Annotated in this window: 24 protein-coding genes; 18 read left to right on the plus strand and 6 right to left on the minus strand. The window is 46.7% G+C overall.

Going from position 1 to position 22,815, the window contains the following annotated elements:
* Positions 1 to 31 precede the first annotated feature (31 nt).
* The 5 genes from LQ247_RS10325 to moaD are packed head-to-tail and all read left to right on the plus strand — an operon-like array spanning position 32 to position 3,553.
* Complete coding sequence (locus LQ247_RS10325) at positions 32 to 1,045, plus strand: molybdopterin-synthase adenylyltransferase MoeB (protein WP_101560810.1); 1,014 nt, start codon at positions 32 to 34, stop codon at positions 1,043 to 1,045.
* 18 nt (positions 1,046 to 1,063) lie between these two features.
* A complete protein-coding gene (locus LQ247_RS10330) occupies positions 1,064 to 2,356 on the plus strand; it encodes a molybdopterin molybdotransferase MoeA (protein ID WP_101560811.1) in 1,293 nt (430 codons plus the stop codon).
* A complete protein-coding gene (gene mobB / locus LQ247_RS10335; protein WP_020451214.1) occupies positions 2,323 to 2,850 on the plus strand; it encodes a molybdopterin-guanine dinucleotide biosynthesis protein B in 528 nt (175 codons plus the stop codon). Before LQ247_RS10330 ends, mobB begins: the two co-directional genes overlap by 34 nt.
* Complete coding sequence (locus LQ247_RS10340) at positions 2,829 to 3,323, plus strand: molybdenum cofactor biosynthesis protein MoaE (RefSeq protein ID WP_020451215.1); 495 nt, start codon at positions 2,829 to 2,831, stop codon at positions 3,321 to 3,323. Before mobB ends, LQ247_RS10340 begins: the two co-directional genes overlap by 22 nt.
* On the plus strand, positions 3,320 to 3,553 hold the full coding sequence (gene moaD, locus LQ247_RS10345) for a molybdopterin converting factor subunit 1 (RefSeq protein ID WP_023857283.1): 234 nt from the start codon (positions 3,320 to 3,322) through the stop codon (positions 3,551 to 3,553). The genes LQ247_RS10340 and moaD overlap by 4 nt, the downstream gene beginning before the upstream one ends.
* A 30-nt stretch (positions 3,554 to 3,583) precedes the next feature.
* Here moaD and LQ247_RS10350 read toward each other — a convergent pair whose 3' ends face one another.
* On the minus strand, positions 3,584 to 3,961 hold the full coding sequence (locus tag LQ247_RS10350) for a Rok-like winged helix domain-containing protein (RefSeq protein WP_020451217.1): 378 nt from the start codon (positions 3,959 to 3,961) through the stop codon (positions 3,584 to 3,586).
* 266 nt (positions 3,962 to 4,227) lie between these two features.
* Between LQ247_RS10350 and LQ247_RS10355 the strand changes: the two genes are divergently transcribed.
* The 11 genes from LQ247_RS10355 to lepB all read left to right on the plus strand — a co-directional run bounded on the left by LQ247_RS10355 (position 4,228) and on the right by lepB (position 17,120).
* Positions 4,228 to 5,985 (plus strand): ABC transporter ATP-binding protein, encoded by a 1,758-nt coding sequence (locus LQ247_RS10355; protein ID WP_023857282.1) that lies wholly within the window; start codon positions 4,228 to 4,230, stop codon positions 5,983 to 5,985.
* A 12-nt stretch (positions 5,986 to 5,997) separates the two neighbouring features.
* Entirely contained in the window at positions 5,998 to 7,818 is a 1,821-nt protein-coding gene (locus LQ247_RS10360) for an ABC transporter ATP-binding protein (protein WP_026579782.1), read from the plus strand.
* A gap of 125 nt (positions 7,819 to 7,943) precedes the next feature.
* On the plus strand, positions 7,944 to 8,639 hold the full coding sequence (locus tag LQ247_RS10365; protein WP_231006027.1) for a Yip1 family protein: 696 nt from the start codon (positions 7,944 to 7,946) through the stop codon (positions 8,637 to 8,639).
* The gene (locus LQ247_RS10370) at positions 8,640 to 9,776 is read left to right on the plus strand and encodes an efflux RND transporter periplasmic adaptor subunit (RefSeq protein ID WP_075213220.1); all 1,137 of its coding nucleotides are present in this window, start codon (positions 8,640 to 8,642) and stop codon (positions 9,774 to 9,776) included.
* Positions 9,773 to 10,465, plus strand: a complete 693-nt coding sequence (locus tag LQ247_RS10375; protein ID WP_020451222.1) for an ABC transporter ATP-binding protein — start codon at positions 9,773 to 9,775, stop codon at positions 10,463 to 10,465. The genes LQ247_RS10370 and LQ247_RS10375 overlap by 4 nt, the downstream gene beginning before the upstream one ends.
* On the plus strand, positions 10,462 to 11,655 hold the full coding sequence (locus LQ247_RS10380) for an ABC transporter permease (RefSeq protein WP_231006029.1): 1,194 nt from the start codon (positions 10,462 to 10,464) through the stop codon (positions 11,653 to 11,655). Before LQ247_RS10375 ends, LQ247_RS10380 begins: the two co-directional genes overlap by 4 nt.
* Before the next feature lie 252 nt (positions 11,656 to 11,907).
* On the plus strand, positions 11,908 to 12,555 hold the full coding sequence (locus LQ247_RS10385) for a Yip1 family protein (RefSeq protein ID WP_020451224.1): 648 nt from the start codon (positions 11,908 to 11,910) through the stop codon (positions 12,553 to 12,555).
* A 265-nt stretch (positions 12,556 to 12,820) separates the two neighbouring features.
* Entirely contained in the window at positions 12,821 to 13,576 is a 756-nt protein-coding gene (locus tag LQ247_RS10390) for a DeoR/GlpR family DNA-binding transcription regulator (RefSeq protein ID WP_020451225.1), read from the plus strand.
* Positions 13,573 to 14,484 carry a 1-phosphofructokinase gene (gene pfkB, locus LQ247_RS10395; RefSeq protein ID WP_020451226.1) on the plus strand — a complete coding sequence of 304 codons (912 nt, stop codon included), beginning with the start codon at positions 13,573 to 13,575 and terminating at the stop codon, positions 14,482 to 14,484. The genes LQ247_RS10390 and pfkB overlap by 4 nt, the downstream gene beginning before the upstream one ends.
* A 13-nt stretch (positions 14,485 to 14,497) precedes the next feature.
* Positions 14,498 to 16,396 carry a PTS fructose transporter subunit IIABC gene (locus LQ247_RS10400; RefSeq protein ID WP_020451227.1) on the plus strand — a complete coding sequence of 633 codons (1,899 nt, stop codon included), beginning with the start codon at positions 14,498 to 14,500 and terminating at the stop codon, positions 16,394 to 16,396.
* A gap of 163 nt (positions 16,397 to 16,559) precedes the next feature.
* Entirely contained in the window at positions 16,560 to 17,120 is a 561-nt protein-coding gene (gene lepB, locus LQ247_RS10405; protein WP_020451228.1) for a signal peptidase I, read from the plus strand.
* 45 nt (positions 17,121 to 17,165) lie between these two features.
* On the opposite strand, the gene LQ247_RS10410 is transcribed toward lepB, so the two are convergent.
* Both LQ247_RS10410 and LQ247_RS10415 read right to left on the minus strand, forming a co-directional pair.
* The gene (locus LQ247_RS10410; protein WP_020451229.1) at positions 17,166 to 17,435 is read right to left on the minus strand and encodes a hypothetical protein; all 270 of its coding nucleotides are present in this window, start codon (positions 17,433 to 17,435) and stop codon (positions 17,166 to 17,168) included.
* A gap of 12 nt (positions 17,436 to 17,447) precedes the next feature.
* Positions 17,448 to 17,690 carry a hypothetical protein gene (locus LQ247_RS10415; RefSeq protein WP_020451230.1) on the minus strand — a complete coding sequence of 81 codons (243 nt, stop codon included), beginning with the start codon at positions 17,688 to 17,690 and terminating at the stop codon, positions 17,448 to 17,450.
* A 172-nt stretch (positions 17,691 to 17,862) separates the two neighbouring features.
* On the opposite strand from LQ247_RS10415, the gene LQ247_RS10420 reads away from it, so the two are divergent.
* Both LQ247_RS10420 and LQ247_RS10425 read left to right on the plus strand, forming a co-directional pair.
* A complete protein-coding gene (locus LQ247_RS10420; protein ID WP_101560812.1) occupies positions 17,863 to 19,482 on the plus strand; it encodes an ABC-F family ATP-binding cassette domain-containing protein in 1,620 nt (539 codons plus the stop codon).
* Between the two features lie 56 nt (positions 19,483 to 19,538).
* Positions 19,539 to 19,913 (plus strand): YybH family protein, encoded by a 375-nt coding sequence (locus tag LQ247_RS10425; RefSeq protein WP_020451232.1) that lies wholly within the window; start codon positions 19,539 to 19,541, stop codon positions 19,911 to 19,913.
* A gap of 124 nt (positions 19,914 to 20,037) precedes the next feature.
* On the opposite strand, the gene LQ247_RS10430 is transcribed toward LQ247_RS10425, so the two are convergent.
* The 3 genes from LQ247_RS10430 to mreBH all read right to left on the minus strand — a co-directional run bounded on the left by LQ247_RS10430 (position 20,038) and on the right by mreBH (position 22,572).
* Positions 20,038 to 21,270 carry an aminopeptidase gene (locus LQ247_RS10430; protein ID WP_020451233.1) on the minus strand — a complete coding sequence of 411 codons (1,233 nt, stop codon included), beginning with the start codon at positions 21,268 to 21,270 and terminating at the stop codon, positions 20,038 to 20,040.
* Positions 21,271 to 21,359: 89 nt separating this feature from the next.
* The gene (locus LQ247_RS10435) at positions 21,360 to 21,491 is read right to left on the minus strand and encodes a protein YkpC (protein WP_003181378.1); all 132 of its coding nucleotides are present in this window, start codon (positions 21,489 to 21,491) and stop codon (positions 21,360 to 21,362) included.
* A 73-nt stretch (positions 21,492 to 21,564) separates the two neighbouring features.
* On the minus strand, positions 21,565 to 22,572 hold the full coding sequence (gene mreBH, locus LQ247_RS10440) for a rod-share determining protein MreBH (protein ID WP_020451234.1): 1,008 nt from the start codon (positions 22,570 to 22,572) through the stop codon (positions 21,565 to 21,567).
* Between the last annotated feature and the right edge of the window lie 243 nt (positions 22,573 to 22,815).

Genomic DNA, 22,815 nt, shown 5'->3' on the forward strand with positions numbered 1-22,815 from the left:
TATAGAAAAGGAAGTAAAGGGGATCATCCTGATGCATGAACGGTATTCAAGACAAATCAGATATCAAAACATCGGACAGGCGGGTCAGGACAGAATCAGGCAGAGCCATGTTTTGATCGTCGGAGCCGGGGCGCTCGGCACGTCGGCTGCCGAGGGGCTTGTGCGCGCAGGCATCGGTACACTGTCTATTATAGACCGCGATTATGTGGAATGGAGCAACCTGCAAAGGCAGCAGCTCTATACAGAGAAAGACGCGGAGGAAAGGCTTCCGAAAGCGGCAGCCGCAAAAGAACGTCTTTCCCAGATCAATCGCGATGTTAAGCTTCGTACATATGTTGCCGACGGCACCGTGGAAACACTCAGACCGCTGATCAAAGAAGCGGATGCTGTCATCGATGCAACGGATAACTTTGAGACCCGCATGATCATCAATGACCTTGCCCAAGAGACGGGCACTCCGTGGGTTTATGGCGCTTGTGTCAGCAGTCAGGGCATGTATATGACGATTATTCCTAAAAAAACGCCGTGCCTTGCCTGCCTGTTTGAAGATGTTCCGATTGGCGGGGCTACATGCGACACGTCGGGGATTATTTCGCCGGCCGTTCAAATGGTGTCGGCTTATCAGCAAGCTGAAATTCTAAAAATCTTAACGGACAACCAAGATGCGCTTGAAACCGCTTTTGTCACGTTTGATTTATGGGCGAACACCCACTTTCGAATGGAGATCGGCCGCAATGAGACATGTCCTTCGTGCGGAGAAACGCCGGTTTTTCCTTTCCTCAGCAACATGAGCCAAAAAAAAGCCGACGTTCTGTGCGGAAGAGAGACCGTCCAAATTCGCAGCGATATGTTAAAACGGCTGCCTAAAGAGGAACTCATGAAAAAACTTTCGGGCATCGGAAAAGTGGATGCGAATGATTATTTGCTGCATGTACAATACGAGACATTCAGAATCGTCATATTTAACGATGGAAGAGCCCTTGTTCACGGCACAAATGATATAAAAGAAGCCAACTCCATATTGGCGAGAGTCATCGGAATGTAACAACAGGAGGTTTTTTTAATGATTGAAAAAAGAACGCCCATTCCAGTTTTTGAAGCCGCTGCGCGTGTCTCTCGGCACTGGAAGCAGGGAGATACAGAGTGGATCCATCTTGAGGAGAGTCTCCATAGACTTTTAGCCGAAGATGTAAAGGCTGATCACGACGTACCCGCTTTTGACCGTTCGCCGTACGACGGCTTTGCTGTCCGAGCTTGCGATACCGCCGGTGCTTCACGGGAAAATCCGCTGCAATTCGAGGTGGTTGATCACATTGGAGCCGGAGCCGTGTCAGGTAAAACGCTCGGTCCTTTTCAAGCTGTCAGAATTATGACCGGAGCGCAGATTCCGGAGGGCGCTGATGCGGTAGTCATGCTTGAGCTGACGAAAACCTACTCAGAAGACGGTAAAAACTATATGGTGTTAAAACGCTCATTGGAGCCGGGAGAAAATATTTCAAAAACCGGAGAAGATGCGAGAAAAGGATCAGTGCTTGTGAAGAAAGGAACCCGGATCACGCCGGGTGTTGTCGCTTTGCTTGCAACATTCGGATATGCAGTGGTACCTGCAGTCAAAAAGCCTGTGGTAGGCATCATTGCCACCGGAACGGAGCTCCTGAATGTCAGCGATCCCCTCGTTCCCGGAAAAATCCGCAACAGCAATGCAGGCATGGTGGCCGCCCAGGTTGAAGAAGCAGGCGGAACCCCCCTTTATTTAGGGAAGATTTCTGATCGATTTGACGAAAGCTTTGCAGCGGTGGAAAAAGCTTTGGACAAGGTGGATTTTCTGATTACGACCGGAGGGGTGTCCGTAGGGGACTTTGATTTTCTGCCGGCAATTTACGAAAAGCTCGGGGCCGAGGTCCTGTTTAATAAAGTGGCCATGCGTCCGGGAAGTGTAACGACTGTTGCTCAATTAAACGGCAAATTGCTGTTTGGGCTCTCCGGGAACCCGTCAGCCTGCTTCGTTGGATTTGAGCTGTTTGTCAAGCCGTCCCTCCACACCTGGCTGCATCATCAAAAGCCGTATTCTTTATGTGCAGAAGCGGTTTTAAGCAAGGATTTTCCAAAGCCTAATCCGTTTACAAGATTTGTCCGCTCGTTTGTATCCATTAAAGACGGGGCGCTTCATGCGGAGCCTGTCGGCCTGGATAAATCAAGCGCCGTCACGTCGCTGGCAGATGCCAATGCGCTGATGGTTTTGCCGGGCGGAACGAGAGGCTATGAGGCCGGGGCAAGAGTGCATGTTCTGTTATACCGGGATGAGAACGGAAGTGAAGAGCTGTGGCCGCACATTTTCCAATCCTCCAGATCGTAGGGTACCAAAACAGCGGCAAAACGACGTTCGTTGAAAAACTAGCGGAAAAGCTCGGTCAGCTCGGAGTCAAGATTGGCTGCCTGAAACACCACGGACATGGAGGAGAACCGGATGTTTTCGCCGAGGGAAAGGATTCCGACCGCTTTTTTCGGGCTGGAGCGGCTGCGTCCGGCGTCGAAGGAGCAGGCGTTTTTCAGCTGAGGGCGCGCGGCGAGTGGACGCTTGATCAACTGATTGCCGCTTATGGCGTTTTAGCGGTTCAGTGTCTTCTCATCGAAGGATTTAAACATGCGCCATATCAAAAAGTTGTCATGGTCAGAAACGAAGCGGACTGTCAGCTCTTGGAGGAATTGGACGGCATCATCGCCGTCATTTATCAAAAGAGCGAGCCGAAAACGGATGTTCCATCCTTTCATATTGAAGACCCGAGCGCCGTGGCTTTTATTCTGAATCATCTAAAGGAGGAAGGCGTTTGTCTGAACGATTTGTTATAACAAAAGAGCCGATTGTCATCGAAGATATCGTCAAAAAAGTTGAAAAAAGGGAAGCCGGTGCCATCACGACGTTTATTGGAACAGTGAGAGAATGGACAAATGGAAAAAAGACACTCTATCTCGAATATGAAGCATATGTTCCAATGGCGGTCAGCATGCTTGCTCAGATCGGGAAAGAAATCAATGAAAAATGGCCTGGTACAGCTGCAGCGATTACCCATCGCATCGGCAGGCTGGACATCTCCGACGCGGCCGTGGTGATCGCGGTGTCGTCACCTCACCGGAAAGCGGCATATGAAGCGAACGAATATGCGATCGAAAGGATAAAGCAAATTGTGCCGATTTGGAAAAAAGAACATTGGGAGGACGGCGAGACTTGGATCGGCGACCAGCTTGAGACAACTGAATACCCGGAAGGGAAACCAGATTTGGAAGCAGCGGCTTCCGACAGAAAAAGAGGTGCTGACCTTTGATTAAAATTTTACTGTTTGCCCAGCTTGCCGAACAAGCGGGTGCGCAGAGCGTTGATATAGATGAAGAAAAAACGACAACAGACGACATCAGACAGTTTTTAAAAGAAACTTACAATCTTCAGGGGACGGACCGAGCGATGATCGCTGTCAACGAAGTGTACAGAAGAGGAAACAGTGAGGTTAAGTCTGGAGATACGGTTGCTCTTATTCCCCCGGTCAGCGGAGGTTGAGAACGTCGGTCGGTTCAGGCATAGAGCCTGTTACCGACCGACGTTTTTTTTCGAACCGTTTTCCAGATAAATAAAACAGCCGCGCCGTTCTTTCGAAATGTTTGGTTCTAATTTTTGAATCAAGTCATAAAGCTCACTAATACGGTGAACGTTAAAATTGGTTCTTTCTTTCAGTTTCATTTTCAGTTCTTTTGTCGTTACAATTTTTCCTTTTTGCTGTTTAATAATGTCTACGCAATGTGCTGCATAATACTCTTTAGTGGAACGTCTATGTCGCTGGATTTGTCTGTCAAGTTCTCCTAACCTTGCGTAAATCCCTTCGCGTTCTTTCCGGAAGTCCTTCCAGATTTTTTGTTCCAATTCACCTAAGAGGAGAAGCTGTTTTTTTAAAGCCTCTCTTTTCGCCATTGCAATCAACTCCGTCATTCATAATTTGATAACATTTTCTATTATTTTACATCATCTTCCTTCATTCATCAAAAAATTTCCTTTGCCAACAAGAAACTATTTTTTATTGACTGTCACATTTTAAAAAAGATTTATTTCAAGCGGAAGAAGGAGGAAAACTCCATAATAAGTCTGAATTTTGTAAAATCGGTGGAATTTTATTTCGCAAACCGATATATTAGATGATGTGTCCTTGTTTTACATGAATTGGAAAGGTGCTGGTGCAAATGGAGTCCCTTAAAAAACTAAAAGATTTTTATTGGCCTTATAAAAGAATGTTCTTGTGGTCGCTTGTGTCGATGCTTCTGATGACGGCGATCACTGTTGTTTACCCGATTATTCTGCAAATGACAATTGATGAAGTGATTCTCGGCGGAAGGTACGGTTTGGTCATATGGATCAGCCTCGGGTTCATTGCTGTCATGGCGGCGAAGGGCGCAGCTACTTTTTTTCATCAGTATCTTGGAGATATGTTCGGAATCCGCTCGGTCTACCGGTTAAGAAAAGAGCTGTATGCGAAGTTGCAGCGTCTGCCGTTCAAGTATTATGACAGCGCTAAAACGGGAGATTTAATGTCGAGGCTTACGGCTGACGTCGAAGGCATCAGATTCTTTTTATCTTTCGGTTTTGCTGAGGCGATTCGCTTTATCCTGCTTGTCACCTTCAGTCTGTCTGTCATGTTTTCTTATTCTGTGCCGCTGACTCTGGTAACGATTGCTTCTCTGCCGTTTTTAGGAGCGGTTGTCTACAGGTTTGATAAAAAAGTGCATCCGGCTTTTCGGAACATAAGAAAATCTTTCGCCCGTTTAAATACGAAAGTTCAGGAAAATATCAGCGGCATGAATACCGTTAAATCTTTATCAAAAGAAGATTTTGAGATTCAAAACTTTACTCATTCAAATGACCATTTTCGAAATAAAAACTTAAACGCTTCGTTTATCATGTCTAAATTCTTTCCGCTGATGGAGTTTATCGGCAATATTTGCCTCGTTGCCCTGTTGTCGTTCGGCGGCTGGCTCGTGATGCAAAACAGCTTAAAACCGGGGGAGCTTGTCGCTTTTTTCAGTCTTGTCAATTACTTAATGTGGCCGATCATGAACCTCGGTTATGTCATCAACCTGTTTTCACAAGCGAAAGCATCAGGAGAGCGGCTGCTGGAAATTCTTGATGCCAAAGAGGAAATCACCGACAGCGGACATGCGGTGAAAAACGGCAGACTGAACGGCGATGTCGTATTCAGCGATGTTTCCCTTCAATATACAAAAGAAAACGCTGAAGCACTGCATGGAGTGTCTTTTCAAGCCGAGCGCGGCAAAACGATCGGGTTAATCGGTGCGACGGGGTCAGGAAAGAGCAGTATCATTCAACTGCTGAGCCGCTTTTATGAGCCGACATCCGGCCGGATCATGATCGACGGCAAGCCGCTTGAACACTACTCATTAAAAATGCTGCGCTCCAATATCGGCGTCGTCCCGCAGGAATCGTTTTTATTTTCATCAACGATCAGATCAAACATATCTTATGGAAATCCTGATGCATCAATGGAAGAGATCATCGAAAGCGCGAAAAGAGCCCAGGCGCACGATTTTATCATGGAGCTTCCGAACCAATACGATACGATGCTCGGCGAGAGGGGGCTCGGACTGTCCGGTGGCCAAAAACAGCGAATCGCGATTGCGAGGGCGATTTGTCTGAACCCGGGCATTCTCATCCTCGATGATTCGACGAGTGCCGTTGACATGGAAACGGAGCACCGTATTCAGCTTGCATTGCGGGAAGTGATGCGGGATCGGACGACGTTCATCATCGCTCACAGAATCTCATCCTTAAAGCATGCCGACGAAATTCTTGTGCTCGATAAAGGTGTTGTTAAGGAAAGGGGAACACACGAACAATTATTGGAAGAAAACGGTTTATACAAACGGATTTTTGATTTGCAGTATAAAGATCAAAATGTGTTGAATGAGCCGCATTTTGCAGGATAGGAGGCTCTTGCTATGGAAAATCAGGCGAAAAAACAAACATTGATGAATCGGTTTTTTTATACTTCAGACCAAATCATTGAAAAGCCTTTTAACTGGGCGCAGATGTGGAGGCTGCTCAAATATTTAAAGCCTTACCGAAAAAATCTGCTGCCGCTCTCCTTTTTAACGGTCATGATCTCGGCGGCGATCCGGCTGACGGTGCCGATTTTGATCGGCGTCTATGCGCTCGACAAAGCAATCGCAGGCCGGGATATGAATCTTCTTGCGATTCTGATCTCCGTCATCAGTGGATTATATCTTGTCAATTATGTTAGCAATGTGTTGAGAATCCGCTGGATGAACAAGCTTGGCCAGCATGTCATTTATGATCTCAGACAGCATTTATTTACGCATGTTCAGCGGCTGTCGCATCGCTTTTTCGATGAGCGTTCGGCAGGTTCCATCCTTGTCCGGATCATGAATGACATCAATTCTCTGCAGGAATTATTTACGAGCGGAGTCATCAATTTATTGATGGATATCCTGCTCCTCTTCGGTATTATCGTCATTCTGTTTTCGCTCAGTCCTGAGCTGACCATCGCCATCATGGTGACACTGCCTGTTATGTTCTTCATTTCAACCAATCTCAGAAGGAAAATCCGACGATCCTGGCAAAAGGTGCGCTTAAAGCAGTCCAAACTGAATTCCCATTTGAATGAAAGCATTCAAGGCATCCGGGTCACTCAGGCATTTACGCAGGAAAAAGAGAATATGATGTATTTTGAAGGCGTCAACAGCGAGAACTTTGAAGCCTGGCGGGAAGCGACGAAAAAAAATGCGACATTCCGCCCGCTTGTAGAAATGACAAACGCCGTCGGGACGGCCATTTTAATCTGGTACGGCACAAGCTTAATCATCAATGAAACGATTACGATCGGTGTATTTGTCTCATTCGCCTTCTATCTCGGAATGTTCTGGGAGCCGATTTCAAGGCTCGGCCAAGTCTACAACCAGCTGTTGATGGGGATGGCTTCGTCAGAGAGGATATTTGAATTTCTGGATGAAAAACCGAGTGTGGCAGACAAGGAAGATGCGGTCAAAATTAAAGAATTAAAAGGCCGGATCGAATTTGAACAGGTGGAATTTTCTTATGACGGGAATCGCAAGGCGCTGCACAGCATTTCATTTGAGGTGCCGGCGGGAACATCGCTCGCGCTTGTCGGACATACAGGATCAGGGAAGACGACGATCGCGAATCTGATCAGCAGGTTTTACGATGCAACAGGCGGGACTGTCAAAGTAGACGGAATACCGATTACCGATATCTCGCTTTCCGATCTTCGTTCGCAAATCAGCATCGTGCTGCAGGATACGTTTATTTTTTCCGGAACGATTATGGAAAATATTCGTTTTGGTCGTCCGAATGCCGCCGATGAAGAAGTGATCGAAGCAGCAAAAGCTGTCGGGGCCGATTCGTTTATTTCAGCGCTTCCGAATGGATACGCCACAGAAGTGGAAGAACGCGGCAATGTATTATCGGCAGGTGAGCGGCAGCTCATTTCATTCGCGAGGGCGCTCCTGGCAGACCCTCGCATTCTGATCCTTGATGAAGCAACCGCAAGTATTGACACAGAAACGGAAGTCAAGATTCAGGCTGCATTGAAAACCCTGCTCCATGGCAGAACGGCTATTATGATCGCTCACAGGCTTTCAACGATAAGGGATGCGGATAAAATCCTGGTTCTTGACCACGGCCGGAAAATAGAGGAAGGAAATCACCAGGAATTAATCGAAAAACGTGGAATGTATTATGAGCTGGTGAAAGCGCAGTATCAAATGTTTCAGCGAAACTAAACTGAAACCGTCCGCGGCCGCATATTCTGAAATGCGGCCGGGGCGTTTTTTTGAGAAAACAGAGGTGAAACATTTTAGATGATTCTGCGTATAAACTGGTAATTCATTTTTCAAGGGGGATACATATGGAAACGCATTTAGAAACTGAAAAAGTAAAAAATCCGTCATTGTTCGGATTGATTACCCATCCCGGAGAACAGTTTGAGAGAATGAGAGAAAAGCCGGCTGTCTGGTTTCCGCTTGTTATTGTTTTATTATTGTCGGTTACCGGCGCGTATATGCTCAGCGAAAAAACGATGTTATCTACCGATTTGTCGGAAATGCCGGGAGATGATGAAACATTTGAAGCCACTATGAAGAGAATCGGGATCATCGGCGGGATCATCGGCGGGATCATCGGCTTTGTGATTGCCTTGCTGATCAGCGCTTTAATCTATTGGCTGATTGTCAAAATCGGAAGAGGAACAACCAATTTTGTTCACATGTTTTCGCTGTCTGTTTTTACATATTTTATTGCGGCTATCGGGCAATTCATAGGCGGGCTTGTGATCTATTATTCAAATATTGATCCCACGATCGCCATCACGTCTTTAAGCAGCATCATCCCGGCAGACGAGCCGCTCAAATCGGTATTAGGTGTATTTGATATTTTCACCATCTGGTCGCTCGCACTGGTTGCACTGGGTCTCCAAAAGGTTGGGGGCATCTCCAAAAAAGCGGCTTGGACCGGTGTGATCATTTTATTTGTGATCTCCATTTTGCTCGCTTTAACAGGCGGAATCGCGATGAATTTCTTCGATACATTTGAAGGAGCAATGTAAATGAAAAAAATATGGATCGGCATTATCATTGTTGGGGCTGCTGCGCTTTTTATCGGACTCAACCTCTACCGCTCGGTGCAAACGGGCGGAGGGGCTGAAACAGCGGTCCAAACCGTCAAATTGGAAGAGAAAGAGATTTCTTCTGAAGTCATGGTTCCGGGCGCCCTAAAGTTTGCCAACGAACAATACGAATATTTTGAACCCGAAAAAGGGAAAATTGCCGACATCAAAGTAAAAGAAGGCGACAAGGTGAAAAAAGGAGATGTGCTTTTCACCTATACGAACGAAGAAATTCGCCTGGAAAAAGAACAGAATGCTTTATCCATTCAATCGAAGGAACTCCAGCTTGAACAGGTAAAGCGAAAAATCAGCAGTCTAAAAAGCAAGGAAGACGAGCTGAAGGCTGAGCTGGGAGCGGAAAAAGCCAAAAGGCAAATGGATGACGAACGGTCCCAGCTTGAAATGGAAGAAAAATCGCTTCAGCTTGAGCTGAAACAAGCCGACCTGCAAAAGGAAACGCTCGCGAAAAAATCTGCAGCGCTGCAAGTAAAAAGCGGCATTGACGGGACAGTGATCACCGCTGATAAACAAGCCGCCTTAAAGCAATCGGATATTCAAAAGCCGGTTATACATATAGGTAACGAGGACAAGCTTGTCGTTAAAGGCGTGTTGTCAGAGTATGACACATTGAAAGTGAAAAAGGGACAGAACGTGACCATCACGTCGGATGTCATCCAAAATAAAGAGTGGCGGGGCAGAATCTCTCAAGTCGGATTGGTTCCCGAAGAAGAGGCGTCTGCAGGTGCTGCGGGAGGAAAGGAACAAGCTGTTCAATATCCGTTTGAAGTCAAAATAAAAGGGGAGCGTCCTAAAGCAAAGCCCGGCTTCAATATGATTCTCAAAATCCAGACGGACAAAAGAACCATTCAGGCTCTTCCTGAAGATGCCGTCAAGCAGGATGATGATCAATCATACGTGTATGCCGTCAGAGACGGAAAGGCGAAACGGATCAATGTCAAAACCGGCGAGAAAGCAGATGGCGTCGTTGAAATTACCGGCGGTCTGACGAACAATGATCGGGTTATCGCAAACCCGGCCGAGGACATGAAAAGCGGAACGGAAGTGAAGCTTCAATGATTGAGCTTTCCCGCGTGAAAAAAAGCTACCAAATCGGAGGGGAAACCATTGATGTTCTCAGGGAGATCAATATGAAAATTGAGCCGGGTGAATATCTGTCCATCATGGGGCCTTCCGGTTCTGGAAAATCGACAATCATGAACATTATCGGCTGTCTTGACCGCCCGACATCGGGTATTTACAGGCTGGACGGCGAGGATATTTCATCATATGGTGAAAGGGAGCTTGCCGGCGTCAGAAACCGTTTAATCGGTTTTGTTTTTCAGCAGTTTCAGCTTCTGCCGAGACTGAATGCCATAAAGAATGTGGAGCTTCCGATGATCTACTCCGGCATTCCAAGAAAAGAGCGGCGGGAGCGGGCCGAACGGGCGCTTGAAAAAGTCGGGCTCAAGGACAGAATGCGCCATTTGCCGAACGAGCTTTCCGGCGGCCAAAAACAGCGTGTAGCCATCGCAAGAGCGATCGTCAATGAACCGAAGCTGATATTGGCCGATGAACCGACCGGAGCGCTCGATACGAAAACAAGCCGGGACATCATGGAGCAATTCACCGAATTGAATGAGGAAGGAACGACGGTGGTGCTCGTCACCCACGAACCGGAGATTGCAGATTATACAAGCCGGATCATCATGGTGAGGGACGGTGTGATCGTCTCGCCGGAAACAGAGCGGAGGGGGACGGTGCAATGAATCTCATCGAAAACTTGAGAATGGCGTTAAGTTCCATCCTTTCCCATAAACTGCGATCGATTTTAACAATGCTCGGAATCATTATCGGTGTAGGCTCTGTTATTGTCGTTGTTGCAGCGGGGCAAGGAGGAGAGCAGATGCTCAAGCAGACGATCAGCGGGCCCGGCAACACGGTCGAAATCTATTATCAGCCCAGCAATGAAGAATTAACGGCCAATCCCAACGCCTATTTAGACGCCGGCTTCACCGAAGAAGACATCAGAAGTTTAAAGTCACTCGAAGGTGTGAAGCATGTCGTTGCGAAAACTACCGAGTCTATGAATGTCCGCTTCCGGGATGAAAAAACGGATGCCGCTGTAAACGGCATTAATGACGGATATATCAGCATCAACTCGATGGAAGTCGAAAAGGGAAGGGAGTTTTCAGAAGAGGATTACAATGCCGGAAGCAGGGTCGCCGTCGTTTCGCCGAAACTTGCGGAGGAACTTTTTTCTCAGCAGTCGCCTCTCGGCCGCGTCGTATGGATCAATGGCCAGCCCGTTGAAATCATCGGCGTATTAAAAGAAGAAGCCGGGCTGCTTGCGTTGGGGATGAATGAGATGTATGTTCCGTTTTCAATGTTAAAATCGTCCTTCGGCATCAGCGACTATGACTCTGTCTCCGTTCAAGCTGAATCTGCCGACCATCTGCAAGCCGTCGGAAAGCAGGCTGCCGCGGCCGTCAACAACAATCACGGCACCACGGACTCGTATGAAGTGATGAACATGGAGGCCATAGCGGCCGGAATCAGCCAGATTACAACAATTATGACGATGTTCATCGGATCAATTGCAGGCATATCTTTACTCGTTGGCGGGATCGGCGTCATGAATATTATGCTGGTGTCGGTCACGGAACGGACGAGGGAAATCGGGATTCGAAAATCGCTTGGTGCAACAAGAGGCCAGATTTTGATGCAATTTTTAATAGAATCGTCTTTGATCACGCTGATTGGCGGGGTGTTTGGCATCGGCCTCGGATACGGCGGAGCCGCCCTAGTTTCGTTTTTTGCCGGTTGGCCGCCGCTCGTTTCCTGGCAGGTGGTCCTCGGAGGCGTCCTGTTCAGCATGGCGATCGGGGTTATCTTTGGCCTCATCCCGGCCAATAAAGCGGCCCGCCTTCATCCGATTGATGCATTGAGGTATGAGTAAAGCGGCATATAGCCGTCAGCCGATAAGCGTCACTTTGAAACACCCGCTCCTACTCATGAGCATCGACTTAGCAGGCCTGACAACGAATGCGAGAGTTTGTCGACACGCTGAAACCGCCTTTAGAGGCGGTTTTTTTGTATGCGAAAATTAAACTAAATTTAAAAATACACTTCTTACATTAATGATAGACTTAAAAGTGCTGAAAAATTGATCATTATGTTATGAAAGAGGTATTACAGGAGGAATTTTAGAGTGGAAGCCAATATAGAAACAGCAACTCAAGTAAAAAAACCGTCACTGTTCGGTATCATCACGAGCCCTGTCCGTCAGTTTGAAAGAATGAGAGAAAGGCCCGCAATTTGGCTGCCGATGATCATCGTGCTGGCGTTATCCGCCTTTTCCGTTTATCTTGTTTGTTGGGAACTAAGTGAGTTTCTTGGTTTGGATATAGATCCTGGACTAGAGGCCGCCCGTAATGTTTTTCAGTCTGTCATATTCTTCGTGCTCAGCGCTTTAGTATTGTGGCTGATTGCTAAAATAGGCGGCGGAAACACCAATTTTGCCTGCATGGTGTCTCTGTCTGTCTTTGCCACATTTGTACCTGTTATCAGAGACGTCATCATCGGTTTGGTGTATTATGCTTCGAATTCTGAGATCGCGTTTTCGTTCTCATCTCTTGATGGATATATTCCGGCCGAGGAGCCTCTTCTGAGCGTCCTGGAGATGTTTGATGTTTTTACAATCTGGGCGTATGTGCTGGTGGCGGTAGGACTGCAAAAAGCAGCGGGCGCTTCAAAGCGGGCGGCTTGGATCGGCGTTTTCGTCATATTTATTATGATGCTGATGTTGTCTTATTTATTAGGCTTATGGCAAGTATTTTTAGAACGTTCATTAGGCTGATGCATTATTGTAAAACCTCATGCGGCGAGCATGAGGTTTTTCTGAATGGTGTTTGAAGGAATAGATAATAATAATGTCACATATTTTTGCGGATTTTTATAGTTTATACAGTTTACAAACGGTACATATCACGATAATATGTTAAAATGTGAAAGATTTTGATGGTTATTGAATGAATTTGAAAGATTTTTGTTGAGTTATGTCGAAAAAGCGTTTACAATGTAATTGTAAGCTAAATGAAGGCGTTTCCAAAAGGGGTGATAATGTGTTGACTCCCGAACGGCATCAGCTGATTATTGACGAGATTGAAAAGCATGATGTCGTGAAAATCCAGTACTTAATGAATTTAACGAACGCATCTGAGTCAACGATCAGAAGAGATTTGTCGACGCTGGAAGCCCGCGGATATTTAAAGCGTGTTCATGGAGGGGCATCGAGGCTTTCCGATATTCGTACAGAGCCTGACATGCTAGAGAAATCATCCAAAAACCTTCATGAAAAGAGAAAAATCGCTCAAGAAGCGGCCTCACTTCTTGAAGAAGGCGATTGTATCTACCTTGATGCCGGAACGACCACATTGCAAATGATCGATTTTATCGATCCGGAGATGGATATTATCGTGGTCACAAATGGAGTCATGCACATTGAGGCATTAGGTAAAAAAGGCATTACTTTTTATTTATTAGGCGGGTATGTGAAGTATAAAACCGGAGCAATCGTGGGCGGTTCGGCTTTATCAGCCATCAGCCAATACCGGTTTGACAAAAGCTTCATCGGCGTCAACGGCATTCATAAAGAAGCGGGATTTACGACTCCGGATCCTGAAGAAGCGCTTTTGAAAACAAAAGCTGTCAACCAGGCGAAAAAAGCATTTATTTTAGCTGACGTTTCCAAGTTTGGGGAAATTTCATTTTCTGCCTTTGCCGGTTTAGACGAAGCAACTATCATTACAGCAGGATCTGCAAAACATTCATTTGATAACTATCAAGAAAAAACTGTCGTAAAGGTAGTGAAAACATGATATACACTGTAACTCTCAACCCATCGGTCGACTATATTGTTCACGTTGAAGAATTTTCCGTAGGAGGGCTGAATCGTTCAGTCTATGACACGAAATATCCCGGAGGCAAAGGAATCAATGTCTCACGCGTACTGAACAGACACCATGTACCTTCTAAAGTTCTCGGTTTTATCGGCGGTTTTACCGGGGGGTACATCAAATCATTTCTCGAAGAAGAGAAGCTTGAAACGGCTTTTCATGAGGTGAATGGAGACACGCGCATCAATGTCAAATTGAAGACCGGGGATGAGACGGAAATCAACGGGCAGGGGCCCGTCATCAGCCAAGAAGATTTCGCGGCCTTTTTAGACCAGTTTTCAGCGATGAAAGAAGGGGACATTGTCGTATTGGCTGGCAGCATTCCTTCTTCATTGCCGCAGGACACCTATGAAAAGATTGCAGAAAAGTGTGAAGAGCAAAATGTCCGGGTTGTCGTTGATATTTCGGGTGAGGCACTCCTAAAAGCAGCAGAAATGAAGCCGCTTTTAATGAAACCGAACCATCACGAGCTCGGTGAAATGTTTGGGACAACCATCACTTCAGCGGAAGAAGCGGTGCCTTACGGTAAGAAACTCGTTGAACGCGGGGCCGAAAACGCGATCGTTTCCATGGCTGGGGAAGGCGCACTTTTATTTACAAAAGACGGCGTCTACCATGCCAACGTACCTAAAGGAAAGCTCGTGAACTCAGTCGGCGCCGGAGATTCAGTGGTTGCAGGCTTTCTCGCAGGCATTGAAAAACAGCTCGACATCAAAGAAGCTTTTCGCTTAGGTGTCGCGTCAGGAAGCGCAACCGCCTTTTCAGAGGAGCTGGGAACGGAAGAGCTCGTTCACAAGCTGCTTCCGGAAGTTCAAGTCAAAGCGATTTAAAGGAGGAAAGGTTATGAAAATAACAGAGCTACTAACGAAGCATACGATCAAGTTAAACCTTGAGAGCAGCCAGAAAGAAAACGTTATCGAAGAACTCGTCAGCGTTTTGGATCAGGCGGGCAAGTTGAATGATAAAGAAGGCTACAAAGAAGCCGTGATCAACCGTGAGAAACAAAGTTCCACCGGTATCGGCGAAGGCATCGCCATCCCTCATGCGAAAACGGCAAGCGTTAAAGAGCCTGCGATCGCGTTCGGCCGTTCAAAAGACGGCGTCGATTATGAATCCCTTGACGGCCAGCCAAGCCATCTCGTTTTCATGATCGCTGCTACAGACGGCGCGAATAACACTCACTTGGAAGCATTGTCAAGACTGTCGACTTTGCTTATGAGGGAAGAGATTCGCAAACAGCTGCTTGAAGCTTCATCCGAAGACGAAATCATCGACATCATCAATCAGCATGATAAAGATGATGAAGAAGAAGAGCAGGCCGAAGAAGCATCTGCACCATCAGCAAAAGGAAAAATCCTTGCGGTTACAGCATGTCCGACAGGGATCGCCCACACGTTCATGGCTGCCGATGCTTTGAAAGAAAAAGCGAAAGAGCTCGGCGTTGATATCAAAGTTGAAACGAACGGTTCAAGCGGTATTAAAAATGGTCTGACAGCGCAGGAAATCGAAGATGCGGTTGCGATCATCGTCGCCGCCGATAAGCAGGTTGAAATGGATCGCTTTCAAGGCAAACATGTCATTGAAGTACCTGTAACAGCAGGAATCAGACGTCCGAAAGAGCTGATTGAGCAGGCGCTGAAACAAGACGCGCCTATCTATCAGGGTAAAGGCGGCGGTGCATCTGCATCTGCTTCTGAAGACGGAGCTGCCAAAGGAAAAGGCGGCGGTTTCTACAAACACTTGATGAGCGGTGTCAGCAACATGCTGCCATTCGTCGTCGGGGGCGGGATCTTAGTTGCGGTTTCATTCTTCTGGGGAATTAACGCGACCAAACCGGGAGATCCCACTTATAATGAGTTTGCAGCTGTATTAAATACTATAGGCGGAACTCAAGCACTTGGATTAATTGTCGCTGTATTGGCAGGATTTATCGCGATGAGCATCGCGGATCGTCCGGGGTTTGCGCCTGGTATGGTCGGAGGTTTCATGGCGACGCAAGCCGGCGCCGGTTTCTTAGGCGGACTGATTGCCGGTTTCTTGGCTGGTTATATTGTTGTCCTATTGAAAAAAGTGTTCGCTGGTCTGCCGCAAGTGCTTGACGGATTAAAACCTGTCCTTCTTTATCCGTTGTTTGGAATATTCTTGACCGGAATCATCATGCATTATGTTGTCAATACGCCTGTCAAGTATATTATGGATGGCATGACACATTGGCTTGAAGGTCTTGGAACAGGAAACCTTGTTGTAATGGGTATTGTTTTAGGCGGTATGATGGCGATTGATATGGGCGGTCCGATCAACAAAGCGGCCTTCACATTCGGTATCGCGATGATTGAAGCTGGAAACTTTGGACCTCACGCAGCGATCATGGCGGGCGGTATGGTGCCTCCGCTTGGAATTGCCCTTGCAACGACTTTCTTTAAAAATAAATTTTCAAAACGGGATCGCGAAGCCGGAATTACCAACTACGTGATGGGCTTGTCATTTATTACTGAAGGTGCGATTCCTTTTGCGGCAGCCGATCCGGCGCGCGTCATTCCTGCTTCTATCATCGGATCAGCAGTTGCCGGAGGTTTGTCTCAATTTTTCCATGTCACACTGCAAGCGCCGCATGGCGGAATATTCGTTCTCTTCTTTACGACGAACCATGCGCTGCTGTATCTCCTCAGTATCTTGATTGGTGCGGTTGTGACGGCTCTCATTCTCGGCATCTTGAAAAAGCCGGTTCCAACTGAAAAATAAGTGCTGAAAGTGCCACAGTAATCCCTGTGTGGCACTTTCTTTTTTACCGTTTTTGCCGGAAGTGAACGCGGGAATTATGTATTCGGCAGGAACTTGTGATAAAGTATAGGAAAGCTTTATTTTGCATGTATGCTGTGACAGACTGTTTTTAGGAGGAAGCGTTTTGACTGAAGAAAAATCCACCCAAAATAAAAACTCTCTCTTTGAATGGGTAAAAGCCATTATTATCGCAGTCGTTCTGGCGTTATTGATCAGGGCATTTTTATTCGAACCGTATTTAGTCGAAGGTACATCAATGGATCCGACGCTGCACGACGGAGAGCGGCTGTTCGTCTATAAAACGGTTAAATACGTAGGCGAATTTAAGCGGGGAGATATCGTCATTATCGACGGCGATGAAAAAAATGTCCATTATGTGAAGCGCTTGATCGGCCTGCCGGGAGATACCGTGCAAATGAAAGACGACACGCTGTACATAAACGGGAAAAAGGTGTCTGAGCCGTATCTTTCGGAAAACAGAAAAGAGGCGGAAGCAGTCGGCGTCAAACTGACGGGCGATTTCGGCCCTGTGAAGGTTCCGGAAGGCAAGTATTTCGTGATGGGAGACAATCGCCAGAGATCGATGGACAGCCGGAACGGACTCGGACTGATCGATAAAAAACGAGTGGCCGGGACTTCACAATTTGTGTTTTTCCCGTTCAACGAAATCCGAAAAACAGACTGAAAAATGCCTGATGTCCATTTGGACAATCAGGCATTTTTGCTTGATTTATGCGGATAATGATGCCAGTACTGCGATAAACAGTACGGTAACGAACACAGAGGCCATAATCAGAAGAACGCTGTATAAGATTCTGATTTCCGCGGCTTCTTTTCCCCTTTTTGACAGCATTCGTTTCGCCGCGATATGAACGAACACGTAAATCATGGCAATCCCGATGTAAAGGCCCACATCCCGTGCTGTAAAGCCGGTTACGGCAAGATAAACCCCTGCGAAAAAAATAAACATGCAGTATTCCGTCAAAGTGATAAGCTTCATGTCTTCCTCCGTCTAACGATCCGAGTTTTCTTCAAATATCACCTTTTTATAATATATCTTTTGCAGCCATCCCACAAGGAGGCCGAAGCCGATCAGCAGACAGGAAAATATCAAAAAGTCCGAGGTCCACATATCAAACCCTTTGAAAAGCCCGATAGACATCGTAGAAATCACCATGGCCACTGACACGAAAAGCGCTTGGCGCGGCCTTGAATTGATCCACCTGATGATATCAGGGTCATCTTTTAATTTCATTATTCCTTCCCCCATTCTTCAATAATTGTAACATATTGTCACAAAGAAAGTGTGAACAAGTGTTTTTTTGATATATTTTTCTTTAAAACTTTATCGTAAAAAAGCAAAGCATTTCTCTTGCGGAATTTTCGTGTTATACTCTTTTTAATGAAGTATAGATGGAGGATTTTAAATGATAGCTGTTCAAAATGTCAGCTTGCGGTTTGCGGACCGGAAGCTGTTTGAAGATGTAAATATTAAGTTTACGCCGGGTAACTGCTACGGATTGATCGGAGCAAACGGCGCCGGAAAGTCCACTTTTTTGAAAATATTATCAGGTGAAATCGAGCCTCAGACGGGCGAGGTTCATATGAGCCCGGGCGAACGCCTTGCCGTTCTGAAGCAGAACCACTTTGAGTATGAAGAGCATGAAGTGCTGAAAGTCGTGATCATGGGGCATAAACGCCTTTATGAAGTCATGCAGGAAAAAGACGCGATTTACATGAAACCCGATTTTTCAGATGAAGACGGAATCCGCGCCGCAGAGCTTGAGGGCGAATTCGCCGAGCTGAACGGCTGGGAAGCCGAAGGGGAAGCCGCGATTTTGTTAAAAGGCCTCGGCATTGCTGAAGAACTGCATACGAAGAAAATGGCGGATTTGGGCGGTTCCGAAAAGGTGAAGGTCCTCCTTGCACAGGCCCTGTTCGGAAAGCCTGACGTCCTTCTTCTTGATGAGCCGACCAACCACTTGGATATTCAGGCGATCCAGTGGCTTGAAGAGTTTTTAATCAATTTTGAGAATACGGTTATCGTCGTATCGCATGACCGCCACTTTTTGAATAAAGTATGTACGCATATCGCCGACCTGGATTTTAACAAAATTCAAATTTATGTCGGAAACTATGATTTCTGGTATGAATCAAGCCAGCTTGCGCTTAAAATGAATCAGGAAGCCAATAAGAAAAAAGAAGAGCAGATCAAACAGCTCCAGGAGTTCGTTGCCAGATTCAGCGCCAACGCCTCAAAATCGAAGCAGGCGACATCAAGAAAAAAACTGCTTGAAAAAATTACGCTTGACGATATTAAGCCGTCATCGCGCAAGTATCCGTACGTACATTTCACACCTGAACGCGAAATTGGAAACGATGTGCTTGTTGTCACAGACCTGTCGAAAACGATTGACGGTGTCAAGGTGCTTGACTCGGTCAGCTTTATGATGAATAAAGAAGATAAAATCGCCTTTACAGGCCGGAATGAGCTTGCCGCTACTGTGCTCTTTAAAATCCTTGCCGGGGAAATGGAGCCTGACAGCGGATCGTTTAAATGGGGCGTCACAACATCCCAGGCGTTTTTCCCGAAAGACAACAGCGAGTATTTTGAAAACAGCGATATAAACCTTGTCGACTGGCTCCGCCAATTTTCGCCGCATGACCAAAGCGAAAGCTTCCTGCGCGGATTTTTGGGCCGGATGCTGTTCTCCGGGGAAGAAGTGCTGAAAAAAGCAAGCGTTTTGTCAGGGGGAGAGAAAGTCCGCTGCATGCTGTCCAAAATGATGCTGTCCGGCGCCAATGTGCTGATGCTTGATGAGCCGACCAACCATTTGGATCTCGAATCCATTACAGCGCTGAATAACGGTTTAATCAGCTTTAAAGGCGCTATGCTGTTTACATCTCATGACCATCAGTTTGTCCAAACAATTGCCAACCGGATCATCGAAATCACGCCAAACGGAATCGTCGATAAACAGATGAGCTATGATGAATTTTTGGAAGACAAAGCGGTTCAGGACAAGCTTGCTGAACTTTACGCGTAATGATAGAAAACCCGCCTTGAAAAGCGGGTTTTTTTATAAAAAGGGAGATGGTTGCCGTGTCATGCCGCAAGGCTCTTGAGCAATATATTCAAGCAACAAACACACATGAGTTTGAGAATGTCAAAAAGCTCCTTCATCCCGACGCTGTGTACTGGTTCTCGGATGAAACGTGCTCGGGCGTTAAGGAAATTCAGCGTTATTTTGAAAACGCCTGGAAGCAAATCGAAAACGAAGTATACAGCGCCAGTCATATCAGTTGGATCACGGAAACGGACGAACAGGCCGTCTGTCTTTATACATACGAATGGAAAGGGTTTTTTAGGGGCGAACCGGTTCAAGGGGCAGGCCGTGCGACAAACGTATTTGTAAAGGACGAGTCAGGAAGCTGGAAGCTGAAGCATGAACATTTAAGCAGTTTGCCCAAATCATGAGGAGGCAGGGCATTGGACGGCTTTATAGCTCCATCTATGTACGGAAGTTAGAAAGGCTGGCAGCATGCGGAAATGATATAAAAGGACCTCAGAAAACTTCTGAGGTCCTTTTGTGCGGAAGGCTTTAGATCGCCCAGTTGCCGTTTCTGAAAATCGGCTCTCTTTTTCCGTCTGCTGTGATTCCGTCTATATTCATTTCTCCTGAACCGATCATGAAGTCAACATGTGTAATGCTTTCGTTTAATCCTTCTTTCGCAAGCTCTTCGCGCGACATCTGCTTTCCGCCTTCGATGTTGAATGCGTACGCACTGCCGATTGCGAGGTGGTTTGAGGCGTTTTCGTCAAACAGCGTGTTGTAAAACAGAATATTGGACTTGGAAATCGGCGAATCGTGGGCAACGAGCGCAATTTCGCCTAAGTAGTGTGAACCCTCATCCGTTTCGATCAGCTCTTTTAAAATCTCTTCACCTTGTTCAGCTTTGACATCGGTGATCCGTCCGTTTTCAAATGTCAGCTGAAAGCCGTCGATCAGATTGCCGCCGTAGCTTAACGGCTTTGTGCTTGAAACAGTGCCGTTCACTCCGTCTTTTTTCGGAGCGGTGAATACTTCTTCTGTCGGCATATTGGCCATGAACTCGATGCCGTTTTCGTTTGTGCTTCCGGCGCCGACCCACAGGTGCTTCTCAGGAAGCTCGATCGTCAAATCTGTTCCTTTTGCTTGGTAATGAAGGGCTTGGTAATGCTTGTCGTTTAAGACGCTTACTTTATCGCGCAAAGTTTGATCGTGGTCTTTCCACGCCTGGACAGGATCTTCACGGTCGACGCGGGTCGTTTTGAAGATCTCATTCCACAGCTTTTGCATCGCTGTCTTTTCATCTGCGTCAGGGAATACTTTTTTGGCCCAGGCCGGTGAAGGTGCTGCGACGACAGTCCAGCTGACTTTATCCGATTGAATCATTTGCCTGTATGTATGCATCGCCTTTCCGGCGGCTTTTTGCTGGGCCGCGATTTTTTTGGAATCGATGCCTTTCAAAAGATCAGGGCTTGAAGAGACAATGGAAATAAAAGCGGCGCCTTCCTTAGCGAGCGTCTCCAGACCTTTCGCTTCCCACTCAGGGAATTCTTCAAAGGCTTCCGCTGGGGCCAGCTCATATTTCAGCCTTGTCACCTCATCATCCTGCCAGCGGACCGTTACGTTTTTTGCCCCTCTTTGATAGGCGCTTTTGACGAGGAGCCGTGCAAAATCGCGTACTTCTGTTGACGCGTTGATAACGACTTTCTGTCCTTTTTGAACGTTTACACCGACTTCGGCTACAAGCTTCGCATATTTGCTCAGTTTATCAGTAAACGAATTCATTGGCAAAACCTCCTTTATTGTCCATAACATCATATCAAATATTTGATTGAAAAGAAAAAAAGACGCAGCCCGGTAAGGCTGCATCTTTTTTAACGGTTGATTTTGGCCGTTTGGCCGGGGGGCGAGCTTGGCATGTTTGCAAGGGAGATGCTCATCCCCCCGAGAATAATACCGCTTAAAATAACGGTGATGGCCAGGCGTCTTCCCATATCTCTAAGCATGTTCTTCCTCCTTATCGTTTCTCCATTCCTCACGATATGAAAGAAGCAGGGAAAAAAGACGCGAAAACAAAAATTATTTAGCCGCTTTTTGCAATTTATCGATCACTTCAAGAGAGCGGCCCGTTCCGATGGCGACAGACTCGAGCGGATTTGCAGCAACATGCACGGGCACAACGATTTCCTGTGATAGCCATTCTTTGATGCCGTTCAATAGCGCGCCTCCTCCGGTTAAAATCACGCCCCGGTCGACAATGTCTCCGCTCAGCTCGGGAGGACAGTCTTCAAGCGTCGCTCTGATGGCTTCGATAATATGAAGGAGCGATTCGCGCATCGCCTTCTGAATCTCTATTGATTCCAGGGTAATTGTTTTCGGCAGGCCTGTGACAAGGTCGCGCCCTCTGACTTCCATCGTTTTCGTCTCATGGTCAATCAATGCGTAGCCGATCTCAATCTTGACTTCTTCGGCCGTCCGTTCACCGATCAGCAGGTTGTATTTTTTTCTGACGAATGACACGATGTCTTCATCAAGCTGGTCGCCGCCGATCCGGATCGAGTGGCATGAGACTACGCCTCCGAATGAAATGATCGCCACTTCTGTCGTGCCGCCGCCGATATCGACGACAACGTTTGCGACAGGTTCATCGACAGGCAGGTCTGCGCCGATGGCGGCAGCGACAGGCTCCTCAATCAAATGGACTTGCTTGGCTCCGCAGTTTTTGACAGCATCGCTGATCGCACGACGTTCAACCGCGGTTGAACCGGATGGCGTGCAGACGACGACGCTCGGCTTTCTGAAGGTAAAGCCGATGTTCTTTCCAGCTTTTTTCATAATCTGCTTCAAGAGGTCTGTCGTCATGTCATAATCGGCGATGACTCCGTCTTTCATCGGTCTGACCGCGACGATTTTTCCCGGTGTCTTTCCGATCATGTTTTTGGCTTCTGTGCCGACCGCCAATACGCTCTTTGTTTCCGTATCCACGGCGACAACGGAAGGCTCATTTAAAATGATTCCTTTGTTTTTGCTGTAAACCAATATGTTAGCTGTGCCTAGATCAATTCCGATCTCGGTTGTTTGAAACATGTTTTCACCCAATCTCTATTTAAAATTTTTCCGAAAAACGAAATTTTCTTCGTGCTGAAAAAATGAATTTCATTTAAATTTTCTCAAATGATCGGCGATTTTTGGGGGTTTGTGACGAGTTTGAAACCAATCTGTAAAATGCTGTCCTCATATTGACATGATGAGAAAAATATTCATTTTTATGACCGAATTTTTGTCAAAGAAACGTTCAATAAGGGAAACCTTTTTCAGTCTTCGTTCGTC

Source organism: Bacillus sp. BS3(2021) (assembly GCF_021043345.1).
Taxonomy (GTDB): Bacteria; Bacillota; Bacilli; order Bacillales; family Bacillaceae; genus Bacillus; species Bacillus paralicheniformis.